At 61.0% G+C, this 12,274-nt stretch carries 16 protein-coding genes; 13 read left to right on the top strand and 3 right to left on the bottom strand.

Going from position 1 to position 12,274, the window contains the following annotated elements; genetic code table 11:
- The first annotated feature begins 47 nt into the window (after positions 1-47).
- The 5 genes from argJ (at position 48) to L904_RS24450 (ending at position 3,264) form a co-directional block, all read left to right on the top strand.
- Positions 48-1,289 (top strand): bifunctional glutamate N-acetyltransferase/amino-acid acetyltransferase ArgJ, encoded by a 1,242-nt coding sequence (gene argJ / locus L904_RS24470; RefSeq protein ID WP_031233673.1) that lies wholly within the window; start codon positions 48-50, stop codon positions 1,287-1,289.
- A gap of 18 nt (positions 1,290-1,307) precedes the next feature.
- A complete protein-coding gene (locus L904_RS24465; RefSeq protein ID WP_020809604.1) occupies positions 1,308-2,084 on the top strand; it encodes a GNAT family N-acetyltransferase in 777 nt (258 codons plus the stop codon).
- Positions 2,081-2,494 carry an 8-oxo-dGTP diphosphatase MutT gene (gene mutT, locus L904_RS24460; protein ID WP_003522547.1) on the top strand — a complete coding sequence of 138 codons (414 nt, stop codon included), beginning with the start codon at positions 2,081-2,083 and terminating at the stop codon, positions 2,492-2,494. Before L904_RS24465 ends, mutT begins: the two co-directional genes overlap by 4 nt.
- Before the next feature lie 172 nt (positions 2,495-2,666).
- Positions 2,667-2,981: a hypothetical protein gene (locus L904_RS24455; protein WP_003522548.1), complete on the top strand. Its 315-nt coding sequence runs from the start codon at positions 2,667-2,669 to the stop codon at positions 2,979-2,981.
- 70 nt (positions 2,982-3,051) lie between these two features.
- On the top strand, positions 3,052-3,264 hold the full coding sequence (locus tag L904_RS24450; RefSeq protein ID WP_020809605.1) for a Flp family type IVb pilin: 213 nt from the start codon (positions 3,052-3,054) through the stop codon (positions 3,262-3,264).
- A gap of 18 nt (positions 3,265-3,282) precedes the next feature.
- Here L904_RS24450 and L904_RS24445 read toward each other — a convergent pair whose 3' ends face one another.
- Positions 3,283-4,164: a methyltransferase domain-containing protein gene (locus L904_RS24445; protein ID WP_020809606.1), complete on the bottom strand. Its 882-nt coding sequence runs from the start codon at positions 4,162-4,164 to the stop codon at positions 3,283-3,285.
- 143 nt (positions 4,165-4,307) lie between these two features.
- On the opposite strand from L904_RS24445, the gene L904_RS24440 reads away from it, so the two are divergent.
- From L904_RS24440 to L904_RS24425, 4 genes are read left to right on the top strand one after another with little or no spacing between them, the layout of a single operon-like run.
- On the top strand, positions 4,308-5,099 hold the full coding sequence (locus tag L904_RS24440; protein WP_020809607.1) for a ComF family protein: 792 nt from the start codon (positions 4,308-4,310) through the stop codon (positions 5,097-5,099).
- Positions 5,100-5,159: 60 nt separating this feature from the next.
- Positions 5,160-5,414, top strand: coding sequence for a glutaredoxin 3 (grxC, locus tag L904_RS24435; protein WP_003522552.1), 255 nt, complete (start codon positions 5,160-5,162; stop codon positions 5,412-5,414).
- 32 nt (positions 5,415-5,446) lie between these two features.
- On the top strand, positions 5,447-6,307 hold the full coding sequence (locus tag L904_RS24430; protein WP_003522553.1) for a carbon-nitrogen hydrolase family protein: 861 nt from the start codon (positions 5,447-5,449) through the stop codon (positions 6,305-6,307).
- Entirely contained in the window at positions 6,304-6,732 is a 429-nt protein-coding gene (locus L904_RS24425; RefSeq protein ID WP_003522554.1) for a DUF1178 family protein, read from the top strand. The genes L904_RS24430 and L904_RS24425 overlap by 4 nt, the downstream gene beginning before the upstream one ends.
- A 37-nt stretch (positions 6,733-6,769) precedes the next feature.
- Here L904_RS24425 and ubiG read toward each other — a convergent pair whose 3' ends face one another.
- Complete coding sequence (ubiG, locus tag L904_RS24420) at positions 6,770-7,522, bottom strand: bifunctional 2-polyprenyl-6-hydroxyphenol methylase/3-demethylubiquinol 3-O-methyltransferase UbiG (protein ID WP_003522555.1); 753 nt, start codon at positions 7,520-7,522, stop codon at positions 6,770-6,772.
- 257 nt (positions 7,523-7,779) lie between these two features.
- Here ubiG and L904_RS24415 point away from each other — a divergent pair, with 257 nt between their 5' ends.
- Complete coding sequence (locus L904_RS24415) at positions 7,780-8,544, top strand: SH3 domain-containing protein (RefSeq protein WP_031233675.1); 765 nt, start codon at positions 7,780-7,782, stop codon at positions 8,542-8,544.
- Positions 8,545-8,610: 66 nt separating this feature from the next.
- Here L904_RS24415 and L904_RS24410 read toward each other — a convergent pair whose 3' ends face one another.
- Entirely contained in the window at positions 8,611-8,868 is a 258-nt protein-coding gene (locus L904_RS24410; protein ID WP_020809610.1) for a DUF2934 domain-containing protein, read from the bottom strand.
- A 284-nt stretch (positions 8,869-9,152) separates the two neighbouring features.
- Here L904_RS24410 and L904_RS24405 point away from each other — a divergent pair, with 284 nt between their 5' ends.
- The 3 genes from L904_RS24405 to cysT all read left to right on the top strand — a co-directional run bounded on the left by L904_RS24405 (position 9,153) and on the right by cysT (position 12,274).
- On the top strand, positions 9,153-10,223 hold the full coding sequence (locus L904_RS24405; RefSeq protein WP_020809611.1) for an enoyl-CoA hydratase/isomerase family protein: 1,071 nt from the start codon (positions 9,153-9,155) through the stop codon (positions 10,221-10,223).
- Between the two features lie 169 nt (positions 10,224-10,392).
- Positions 10,393-11,379 (top strand): thiosulfate ABC transporter substrate-binding protein CysP, encoded by a 987-nt coding sequence (cysP, locus tag L904_RS24400; RefSeq protein WP_035264351.1) that lies wholly within the window; start codon positions 10,393-10,395, stop codon positions 11,377-11,379.
- Between the two features lie 73 nt (positions 11,380-11,452).
- Complete coding sequence (gene cysT / locus L904_RS24395; protein ID WP_003522560.1) at positions 11,453-12,274, top strand: sulfate ABC transporter permease subunit CysT; 822 nt, start codon at positions 11,453-11,455, stop codon at positions 12,272-12,274.

The raw sequence follows: 12,274 nt of genomic DNA, 5'->3' as shown, positions 1-12,274 counted from the left end.
CATCTCAGGCATTCCAGACCCCTTTTCCAGAATTTCAGGCGCTTCCCATGTCCGTTGCCGTTTCCCCGCTCGCTCCGAAATCCTATCCTGACATGCCTGCGCTCCGCGGTGTTCGCATGGCGACGGCCGCCGCCGGCATCAAGTACAAGAACCGCACCGACGTTCTGCTGATGGTGTTCGACAAGCCGGCAAGCGTTGCCGGCGTTTTCACCAAATCGAAATGCCCTTCTGCCCCGGTCGATTTCTGCCGCGCCAATCTCGGCGGCGGCGTGGCGCGCGCCGTGGTGGTCAATTCCGGCAATGCCAATGCCTTTACCGGCGTCAAGGGTAAGGCCGCGACCGAATTGACGGCGAAATCCGCCGCTGCCGCCGTTGGCTGTTCTGAAGGCGAGGTCTTCCTGGCATCGACAGGCGTGATCGGCGAGCCGCTGGATGCCTCGAAATTTGCCGGCGTTCTCGGCGACATGAATGTCAGGGCGGAAGCCGATTTCTGGCAGGAAGCCGCCAAGGCGATCATGACGACCGACACCTATCCCAAGGTTTCGACCCGCACCGCCGAGATCGGCGGCGTGATCGTGACGATCAACGGCATTTCCAAGGGTGCTGGCATGATTGCGCCCGACATGGCGACGATGCTCTCTTTCGTGGTGACGGATGCGGATATCGAGCCCGCCGCCCTGCAGTCGCTGCTGTCTGCCGGTGTTGGCCCGACATTCAATTCCGTGACGGTCGATAGCGACACTTCCACCTCCGATACGTTGATGCTGTTTGCGACAGGTGCTGCCGCTGAAGACGGTCAGGTGAAGGTAACGAGCGCCGATGACGAGCGCCTTGCCGGCTTCCGCACCGCGCTGAACGATCTCCTGAAGGACCTTGCCCTGCAGGTGGTTCGTGACGGCGAAGGCGCGCGCAAGATGGTGGAAGTCACCGTAACGGGCGCGGAAAACGATGCCGCCGCCAAGAAGATTGCCCTCTCCATCGCCAATTCGCCGCTGGTGAAGACCGCGGTTGCCGGCGAAGACGCCAATTGGGGCCGCGTCGTCATGGCCGTCGGCAAGTCCGGCGAAATGGCCGACCGCGACCGCCTCGCCATCTGGTTCGGCGGCGTGCGCGTGGCCGTCAACGGCGAGCGCGACCCGGATTATTCGGAGGCGGAAACCAGCGCGGTGATGCGTCTCGAAGACATTCCGGTGAAGGTGGATATCGGTCTCGGTCAGGGCACTGCGACCGTCTGGACCTGTGACCTGACGAAAGAATATGTTGCGATCAACGGCGACTATCGGAGCTGACCGTTGGAGCCGAAGAGAATGCAGGACAATAAAGCCGTCAATCTGCCGCTGGTTCGCCGTCTGGAAGCCGTCAGCTTCCGGGCATGGCCTGCCTCGTCGGTGATTTATGACGGTAGCTGGCAAATCCGCCTGACGGGTTCGCACCCCTCCAAGCGCATCAACTGCGTGGTGCCGCTGGACCCGTCCGATTACGGAAACAGCGCGGTGCGGCTGGAAAAGGCGCGCAAGCGTTTCGAAGATTTCGGCCGACCGCTGGTGGTGCGCGAAACGACGCTGATGCCGCCGCAGCTCAGGGATTTTCTGGCGAATGACGGCTGGTCCGTGTTCGAAGAGGTGATGGTCATGACGGCCGATCTCTCCGGCATGGAGCTGCCCGAAACGCTGGTCAGCCTGCCGAGCCACGATATCGGCCGTTTTGTCGAGGCGAGCATCAAGGTCAGCGATAGTGACCCGGCGCTCCGTCCGGCGATTGCGGAAATCGTCAGCTCCATCAAGCCGGCGCTCGGCCTCTTCATCAATGAGGAAGTGGAAGGCAATCCGCTCGCGACCGTGATCTGCGTGCAGGATAACGACCTTGCCGGCATCATCTCCCTCGATGTCGAAAAGTCGCAGCGTAAAAAGGGCCTCGGTACGCAGGTTTTGTCGTCGGCACTGCGCTGGGCGAGAATAAGCGGCGCAAAAACCGCCTGGCTGCAGGTGGTTTCCACCAATGCGCCTGCCATCGCCCTTTATCAAAAATTCGGCTTCTCCGAGGCTTATCGTTATCGCTACTGGCGCAAGGGAACCGGCGAATGAGCGAGGCTGGCAAAAAAATCCTGCTGGTCGCCGCCTGCGCCCTTCTCGATCAGGATGGCCGCATTCTTCTGGCGCAGCGCCCCGAAGGCAAGTCGCTTGCGGGCCTGTGGGAATTTCCGGGCGGCAAGGTGGAGCATGGCGAGACGCCGGAGGAAACCCTTGTCCGCGAACTGGACGAGGAGCTGGGCATCAAAACCAAGGTCGCCTGCCTCGCACCGCTGACATTTGCCAGCCACACCTATGAGACCTTTCACCTCCTGATGCCGCTTTACGTGTGCCGCCGTTATGAGGGCATTGCGCATGGCCGGGAAGGGCAGGCGATCAAATGGGTGAAGCCGCAGGCCCTGCGCGATTACCCCATGCCGCCGGCCGATGAGCCGCTCATCCCCTTCCTGCAGGATCTGCTATAAAATCGGGAAGTCCCCCGAGTTCCTCGCGTATTATCCCGTCACAGCTTCGTGAAAATGCCCCGTTTGCAGCGCTTTGCCGTGCCAAAACGGGGCTGTGTTAAGAGATCGTTCAGCACCCTCTGGCAGATTGTTAAGCTAAAGAAGCGGTAAACTGCGCGAGACGAGGTTGGTCATGAACGAGGATTTCTGGAAGACGGTGGAAGGTCGTCACTTGTATTCCGACAAATCCCGTCGCACCGGCGTGCTCAATGTGGCGCTGCTTTTCGGCACGGCGGTTATCGCGCTCTCGCTCATCGTCACTCCCATGCTTGCCGGAAAATCCTCGACGCGGGTGGCGCAGTTTCCCGACAATTACGACATGATCAGCACGGGCTCCATCAAGAAGACCGATGTGGGCAAGACCTATTCCATCCGTCGCAGCATCACCCAGCCGATGCCGGAAATGCCCTGCGTGGTCACGGGTTATAGCAACGAGAGCGGTTGCTGATCGTTTACCATCAAAGGTAACGGATTCCTCACATCGCCGACCTAGGATAGAGTTGATTTCAACAGGGCAGATGCCGGTTGTCGCAACGCACCGGATGGCGGATGGGGAATATCCTGTGCTGCATTTTTTTATCAATTTTTGCAAACGCGAAGACGGTGCGACAGCGATTGAATACGGCTTGATCGCCGGGCTGATTTCCGCCGCCCTCATCGCTGGCGCAGGCAGCATCAGCAGCAATATCAATGCCGTGTTTCAGTTCATCGTAGACACTTTGGCGAGTTGAAGCCTTTCGGCTGATCGCTCAGGACAGCTTCACCTCGGTTGTCTTTAAGGCATCGGCAAGCCGCACCTTGGCGGAGCCGGGTTTCAGCGGTTTCTGCTGGCTTTCATGCGGCGCCCAGCCTGATACATAGATGATGGAAAATGTCGCCCTTATCCGTCCGTCAGGATCGGAATATCGCTCGGCGTAAAGCTCCGCCGCGCGCAGGAAAAAGGCGCGGTTGAGCGGCTTTCTGCTGCGGCTTGCCAACGGATTGGCCATGCCCATGGCGCGCAGGTCGCGCATCAGCGGGAAAATCGAATCGTAACGCACGGTGTAGCTTTCCGCATCGGTCACGGGGAGCGCAAAGCCGGCGCGCTGCAAGAGCGCGCCGACATCGCGCACATCGGCGAAGGGAATGACGCGCGGGCTGGCGCCTCCGGTCAGCTCCGCCTCGGCGGTCAGCAGCACGTCGCGCAGTTCCTGCAGGGTGCCGCTGCCGGGAATGGCGCCGAGAAACAGGCCGTCCGGTTTCAATGCCCGGCGGATCTGGATCAGCGCGCCGGGCGTATCGTTGGTCAGATGCAGGGCAAGCGGTGAAACGATGAGGTTGGCGGAGGCCTCCTCGAGCGGCAGATGCTCCATGGAAGCGGCTTCGGGAATATTCGCATCCGTCGCAAAACAGCTCTCGGTTTCGATACGGCGAATGGTATCCACCTTGCCGGTTTCCGCCAGCCGCCGCGCGGTGACGCCGGTTCCGCCGTGAAGTTCGATTGCGGTCTCGAACTGGCGCTCGACGATGGCAAGCCTGTCGGCCAGCTCTTCGGCTGCCATATCGAGAAGAAACAGGGCCTTGTCGTCGCGCCGGTTCCACGCCCGGCGACGGTTTTGTTCGATCAGGGCCTGGTCAAAGAGAATATCCATCGTCTTGCCTGCTCGGCCTCAAACGCCTTCGGGATCGGCGGGCCGTATCGTTGGTCTCATGCCGCTTGGGGCATCGTTTTCCCGGTGTCGGGAGGGAACTATCGCTCTCGCAAAGGCACCCGTTCGGCGGTAAAGTCAACCTCATGGGTGCTGGTGAAAGTCTGTTTTCGGGGTTGCTGTCGAAGTCTGCGGCCGTGCCGGCGGCGGCGGGAGACATGTGGCGTGCGGTCTTTCGTATGGTCTACCCGCCAACCTGCGCGGGCTGCACCCGCATGACCGGCGGCGAGGGCGCCTTATGTGCGGATTGCTGGCGGGATGTGGCCTTTATCGATCGCCCTTTTTGCGAGGTTCTGGGCATTCCCTTCGCGCGGGATCACGGAGACGGTTTCGTGAGCGCGCAGGCGATTGCCGAACCGCCGCCTTTTGACCGGCTGCGCGCCGTCGCAAGCCATGAGGGAACCGCCCGCAAGCTGGTGCACCGGCTGAAATATCAGGATCGGACCGATCTCGCCCGCCTGATGGCGCTGTGGATGCTGAGGGCAAGCGACGGAACGGTGGATGCCTGCGATTGCATCGTGCCCGTTCCATTGCATCGCAACCGTTTCCTGCGCCGCCGCTTCAATCAATCCGCCGAGCTGGCGCGGCATCTGGCCAGGGCCTCCGGCAAGCCCTTGCTTGCAGGCACGCTGCTGCGCGTGAAGCCGACAGAGCGGCAGGTGGGGCTTTCCGCGCTTGCCCGGCGGGACAATGTGCGCGGCGCTTTCGCGCTCGCACCCGGCCGGGAAACAGATGTCCATGGCAGGCGGGTGGTGCTGGTGGACGACGTCTATACCACCGGCGCGACGGTGGGTGCGGCAAGCCGCGCCCTGCGCAGGGCCGGTGCCGCGGATGTGACGGTTTTGACCTTTGCAATGGCCATTTCCGGGCCTATATGAAACCTGAATGACATGACTTTATCGTGCGTTTTACCGCACGTTTGCGAGGGCTTTGAAAACATGGCACCGGTGACGATCTATACGCGGGATTTTTGTGGTTATTGCGCGCGCGCCAAGGCGCTGCTGGACAGCAAGGGCGTGGATTATGCCGAGTATAACGCCACGACGACGCCGGAATACCGGCAGGAAATGATCGAGAAGTCCGGCGGAACGACGTTCCCGCAAATCTTCATCAACGGCCAGCATGTGGGCGGCTGCGACGATCTGCACGCGCTTGAGCGCGCCGGTAAACTGGATGCGCTACTGGCCGCCTGATCGGCCGCGATCTTGCGGGTATGGAGGATGTGATGAGTTTCAAGGCTGCCGCCATTCAGATGCGCTCTGGCGTCGATCCGGCAAGAAACGCCGCCGATATGGAACGGCTGGTGCGTGCGGCTGCGGCCGAGGGCGCCGTTTATGTGCAGACCCCGGAAATGACGGGCGCAATCCAGAAGGACAGGCAGGCGCTGCGTGCGCAACTGCGGGATGACGACGGCGATATCATCGTTGCGACGGCCGCCCGTCTTGCCCGCGAACTCGGCATTCATGTCCATGTCGGCTCCACGGCCATTGCCCGCCCGGATGGCAAGATCGCCAATCGCGGTTTTCTCTTCGCGCCGGATGGTTCGCGCATCTGCAGCTATGACAAGATCCATATGTTCGATGTCGATCTCGACAATGGTGAAAGCTGGCGTGAAAGCGCTGCCTATCAACCCGGCGAAGTGGCGCGTATCGCCGAACTTCCACTGGGGAAATTCGGCTTCGCAATCTGCTATGACGTCCGTTTTCCGCAGCTTTTCCGCGCGGAGGCGCTGGCAGGTGCGGAGGTTCTGACCGTTCCGGCGGCTTTCACCCGGCAGACGGGGGAGGCCCATTGGGAAATCCTGCTGCGCGCCCGCGCCATCGAAAATGGCGCTTTCGTCATCGCCGCCGCGCAGGCCGGCGTGCATGAGGACGGGCGGGAGACCTTCGGCCATTCCATCATCATCGACCCATGGGGCAAGGTTCTGGCCGTTGCCGGCGGCGCTGGCGAAGAGATCATCTTCGCCGAGATCGATACCTCGCTGGTGGCTGCCGCGCGCGGAAAAATTCCCAATCTCCGCAATGCCCGCGAGTTTGGTCTGGACACGGTTATTCCCCTGAAACCTGCCGGAGGTGAAGCGGCGTGATCCGTTATGCGCTGGCCTGTGAAAAGGGCCATGAGTTCGAAGGCTGGTTTGCCGGTAGCGACGATTTCGACGATCAGTTGCAGCGCGGTTTCCTGTCCTGCCCGGTCTGCAATTCCGTGCAGGTCTCGAAGCTGTTGATGGCGCCTTCGGTTTCCACCGCCCGCAAGAAAGACGAACGCCAGACGCTGGCCATGGATACAGCCCGAAAAGAGGCGCTTGCGAAAATCCGCGAGGCCGTTGCTAATATCCGCGCCAATGCGGAAGATGTCGGCGATAAATTTCCGGAAGAAGCCCGCAAGATCCACTATGGCGAAGCGGATGAACGCGGCATCATCGGCAATGCCTCGGCGCAGGACGCCAAGGCCCTGCTGGACGAGGGTATCGAGATCGCGCCGCTGCCGGTGCTGCCCGACGACGTCAACTGAACTCTTTTAGACGACATCGCGCAAATAGCGCCGTGCGTTACCCTTGCGCCGGCCGCTTCGCCAGCATCATGTAGTTGACATCCATATCCGGCGAAAGATTCCAGCGATCCTGCAGCACGTTGTAGAAGACGCCGGTGCGGTGGATGATATCCATGCCGCTCGCCACCAGCGGCCGCTCGAGCTCTTCCGGGCGAACGAGCTTTTCATACTGGTGCGTGCCGCGCGGCAGCCAGCGCAGCACGTTTTCGGCGGCAAAGATCGCCAGTGCCCGGGCTTTGAGCGTGCGGTTGATGGTGGCGGCGAACATCAGGCCGCCGGGGCGCACCATTTTCGCGCAGGTGGTGACGAAGAGATCGACATTGGCCACATGCTCGACCACCTCCATGTTGAGGATGACGTCGAAGGTTTCGCCGGCTTCCTGCAACTGCTCGGCAGTCACGGCGCGGTAATCGACGCTGACCCCGCTTTCGCGGGCATGGGTGGAGGCGATGCCGATATTCTTTTCCGAGGGGTCGGCGCCCACCACATCCGCGCCCATGCGTGCAACGGGTTCGGAGAGAAGGCCGCCGCCGCAGCCGATATCCAATATGCGCAGCCCTTCCAGCGGGCGGTGCGCCTTCGGGTCGCGGCCGAAATTCTCGCAGATACGGTTGCGGATATATTCGAGCCGTACCGGATTGAACTTGTGCAGCGGGCGGAACTTGCCGGTCGGGCTCCACCACTCCGCAGCCATCGCGGAGAAGCGATCCACTTCGCTCTGGTCGACGGTCGTCTGTGCGGTTTCGCTCATGGTTCTGCTCCATATTGCTGTTGCATTGAAGTCGGATGATTGCCCCCCGAAGTCAAGACCGGCGGTCCATTCCGGCGGCGATTTATCGGGCGCTGATTGCCGCAGGTGGAACTGATTGGATGCCTCATTTGTTTCATGCTGCGTTCATGCAGAACCGCGTATTTTCCGGTCGTGGCAGTATGCGGAACGCATACTCGTCCATCGAACATGGTGGATGCTGACAAGGGCAAAGCGGGCCTTTGCTTGAGGAGAAAGAAGTGAAGAAAAAACTGTTTGGCGCAATTGCGCTGGTGGCCATGCTCGCCGCACCGGCACTTGCCGAAGCTGCGACGCGGGGTTTCGCCACCGCGAATGTGAATATGCGCTCCGGCCCGAGCACGGCCTATCCGGCCGTCGTGGTTATCCCGAACGGCGCGCCGCTCACGGTGCACGGCTGCCTTTCCGATACGCCGTGGTGCGATGTTTCCTTCGTGGGCGGCCGCGGCTGGGTGGCCGGGCGTTATATCGCAACGACCTACCGGCAGAACCGGGTCTATGTCGAACCGCGTTATTACCGCGATCTCGGCGTGCCGGTGATCACCTTCGAAGTCGGCCGTTATTGGGACCGCTATTATCGCGACCGCGACTTTTACCGCGAGCGCGACCGCTGGCGCCGTCCGCCGCCGTCCGGCGGTTACTGGAACGCCGCGCCTCCGCCGCCCCGCGCCGACTGGGATCGCCCGCGTCCGCGTGACGAGTGGCGTGACCCCCGCCAGGGTGGTGGCCCGAATGACGGGCGCTGGGAACGTCGTTACGGCGACTGGAACCAGGGTGACAGAAATCAGGACAGGCCGCGTCGCGACGACGACCGCCGCCGCTTCGAAGATGAAAACCGCGACCGCAATCGCGATGGCCAGCAGAACCAGGATGAAGGCCAGCGTCGCCCAGAGCGTCGCCAATGGGATGACCCGCGCCGTGCGCCTGCTTCGGAAAATTTCCGCGATGGCTGCCGGATCGGCGATCCGGGTTGTGACCCGCGCTAAACAGACAAAGCCCGGCACGATTGTCGGGCTTTTTCATTTATGGCTTCAACTTGGCTTTACGAGCCGTTATTTCGCGGCGGCAGCCTTGCGGGCACGGGCCTTGGGTTTTGCCGGGGCTTCCGCATCCGGTGCGGCTTCTGCAGCAGCGGCCTTGGGAGCGGCCTTCTTGCGCGTTGCGGGTTTCGTCGCTTCCGATGTCTTCAGCAGCGAAAATTCATGCTTGGCCTGTTCCCAATGGTGCGCGTCGCGCCCATGGGGGTGACCTTCCTTTTCCCAGAGTGTATATGCCCGTTTACTGATCCATTCGTGTTCCGAAACCTGCATGCTCGTCTCCCGTTGCTGTTTACAGCGCCTATGAGAAGGCGACATTCCGCTTTGGTCCGGCACACGCTCGACAGGAATCAATGCCGGCATTTCCAGAACCCATTACATGCCATGATTTTCCGGGCGTCAAGCAAACATGCTGCATTGCGAAAACGGATTTCTGGCATTTTCTGCCCGTTAAAGCGGTTTGAGCGAAAGACGTTCCCGCAGAACAAGATCAACGTTGCGTGATCGCGCCAGGGCCGCCAAGATGGCCGGATGAATGGGCAGCGGAGGAGGCGGTCTTGGAACAGAGAACAGAAGCGGATGCGCAGGTCATCGTCGAAAAACGGGGAGGTGCAGGCATCATTCGCCTCAACCGCCCGAAGGCCATCAACAGCCTGACCTTGCCGATGGTGCGCGACCTGTTTCAGGCGCTTCAGTGTTTCGAAGAGGATGCCGGTGTTTCCTGTGTGGTACTTACAGGGGAAGGCGACAGGGGGCTTTGCGCCGGGGGCGATGTTCGTATCATTCACGATCTCGGCAAGGCGGGCGACCCGCAGGTGCTTGATTTCTGGCGGGAAGAATTTCCGCTCAACTATCGCATTGCCCACTTCGGCAAGCCCTACATCGCGCTGATGGATGGCATCGTCATGGGCGGCGGTGTCGGCATTTCAGCCCATGGCAGCCACCGCATCGTCACGGAACGCACAAAACTCGCCATGCCGGAAACCGGCATCGGTTATTTCCCGGATGTCGGCGGCTCCTGGCTTTTGCCACGGGCGCCGGGCGAATGCGGCGCCTGGCTGGGGTTGACGGGCAATGCCGTTACCGCTGCCGATGCCATCTATGCCGGTTTTGCCGACTATCTTGTTCCTTCGGACCGTCTCGACGGGTTGGTCCAAGACCTGTCGCAAGCGGTGGATACGGACAGCATCGAGACGGCGATCGCGGCGCACGCCGTCGAGGCCGGTGAAGGCGTTTTATCCATAAATCGGGATATCATCGACGCGACATTCCGTTTCGACACGGTCGAGGAGATTTTCGCCGCGCTTTCGGCGCGCCAGGATGCGTTTTCGCGCGAGACCCTCGAGGTCCTGCAAAAACGCTCCCCCACCAGTCTGAAACTGACCCTGAAGCTGCTGCGTCTCGGCCGGGAAAGCGCGAGCCTCATCGAATGCCTGGAGCGGGAATTTGCCGCCGGCACGGAAATATTGCGCCAGCATGATTTTTACGAAGGCGTGCGTGCTGCGCTGGTCGACAAGGACCGCAATCCCCGCTGGCAACCGGCACGGCTGGGGGAGGTGAGGGAGGAGGACATTGCGCCTTATTTTGCAGCGCATTCCGGCAATCTGTTTCCCGATCATCGTCTTTAGGTCGGCGCAAAAGAAATCCGGCTTCTTGCCGTATATGAAATCATCGCCTTTGGAGTCGATATTCTTTGGGTGAAATTTCCAATCCGCGCGCCCGGAAAGCATGGCTGTTTCTCGCGGGCGTTGTCGCCGCCCGCTATGTTGAGCACCATTCGAATTGCCGGGGGTATTCATGAAACGTCTTCTCATTATCGGTACTGCCATTGCCGCTCTTTTTGCAGGTGCGGCGCAGGCGCAGTCTCCGACCACCATTCTCAACGCATCCTACGATGTCGCCCGCGAAGTTTTCGCGGCCGAGAACGAGGCGTTCATCAAGCTGCATCCGGGCGTCACGGTCGACCAGTCGCATGCCGGCACTTCCAAGCAGGCGCGCGCCATCGTCGAGGGTCTGGAAGCCGACGTCGTCACCTTCAATCAGGTCACCGATGTCGATTTTCTGGTGAAGCAGGGCTTCGTTTCCGCCGACTGGAAGAAGGATTTTGCGAACGACGCATCGCCCTTTTATTCCTTCCCGTCCTTCCTCGTGCGCGCCGGCAATCCCAAGGGCATCAAGGACTGGGACGATCTTGCCCGCGACGATGTGAAGATCGTCTTCCCCAATCCGAAGACCTCGGGTAACGCCCGTTACACCTATCTCGCCGCCACGGCTTACGCCAAGGAGAAGTTCAACGGCGACGACGCGAAGGTTCAGGCATTCGTCAAGAAAATCTTCGACAATACGCCGGTGTTCGACACGGGAGGCCGTGCCGCCACCACCACCTTCGTTGAGCGTGAAATCGGCGACGTGCTGATCACCTTCGAAGCAGAGACGCGCGGCATCGCCAAGCAATATGGCGCAGACAAGGTGGAAGGCGTCGTGCCCTCCGTCAGCCTGCTGGCCGAATTCCCGGTGGCCGTGGTGGACAAGGTGGTCGACAAGCGTGGCTCGCGCGATCTGGCGAAGAGCTATCTCGACTTCCTCTATACCGAGGAAGGCCAGCGCATCGCCGCCGAATTCGGCCACCGCGTCCACAATGAAAAGGTCGTCGGCGAATTCAAGGACAAGTTCCCGGCCATTCGCCTCGTCAACGTCGATGATGTCTTCGGCGGCTGGGACAAAATCCAGAAAGAGCATTTTGCATCCGGCGCGACGCTTGATACGCTTTACGGCAGCCGTTAATCACAGCGATACGCAACAGGTAAAGACCCGGCGGGAAACCGCCGGGTCGCTTTTTGATGAATGGGGGCGGGGTTTGAAGCGGAATGTTCTGCCGGGGCTGAAATTGTCCCTTGGCGTTACCCTGACTTACGTTGCCATAATCGTGCTTCTGCCGCTCTCGGCATTGGTGTTCAAGGCGGCAAGCCTCGGCCCTGCCGAATATTGGTCGATCATCTCCTCGCCGCGCGCCGTGGCCAGTTATCGTGTTACCGTGCTCTGCGCTCTGGCCGCCACGCTGTTCAACGTCATCTTCGGGCTGGCGCTCGCCTGGGTGCTGACGCGTTACCGTTTTCCCGGCTGGCGCATCGTCGATGCCATCGTCGATCTGCCTTTTGCGCTTCCCACCGCCGTTGCCGGCATTGCGTTGACGACGCTGTTTGCGGGCAATGGCTGGTTCGGCTCGGTGCTTTCGCAATTCGGCATCAAGGTGGCTTACACGCCGCTCGGCATCATGGTGGCGATGGCCTTTACCAGCCTGCCCTTCATCGTGCGTACCGTGCAGCCGGTGCTGGAAGACCTCGATCCGGCGCTTGAGGAAGCGGCGCAGTCGCTCGGCGGTTCCGATCTCGAAATTTTCCGCAAGATCATCCTGCCGCTGTTGACGCCGGCGTTGCTCGCCGGTCTGTCGCTGTCCTTCGCCCGCAGCCTCGGCGAATTCGGGGCGATCATCTTCATCGCCGGTAACCAGCCGTTTTCGACGGAAATCACGGCGCTTCTGATTTTCATCCGGCTGGAGGAATATGATTATCAGGCGGCCGCCGCCATCGCCTCCGTGCTGCTCATCACCGCCTTCGTGATGCTGGCGGTAACCAATTATCTGCAGGCGCGCGCGCTTCGTTATACGGTGAGGGGCTGA

It is taken from the genome of Agrobacterium sp. LY4 (assembly GCF_001526585.1).
Classification (GTDB): domain Bacteria; phylum Pseudomonadota; class Alphaproteobacteria; order Rhizobiales; family Rhizobiaceae; genus Agrobacterium; species Agrobacterium leguminum.
Note: the sequence above shows the minus strand (reverse complement) of the source record. Positions and strands in the feature narration are given on the sequence as shown.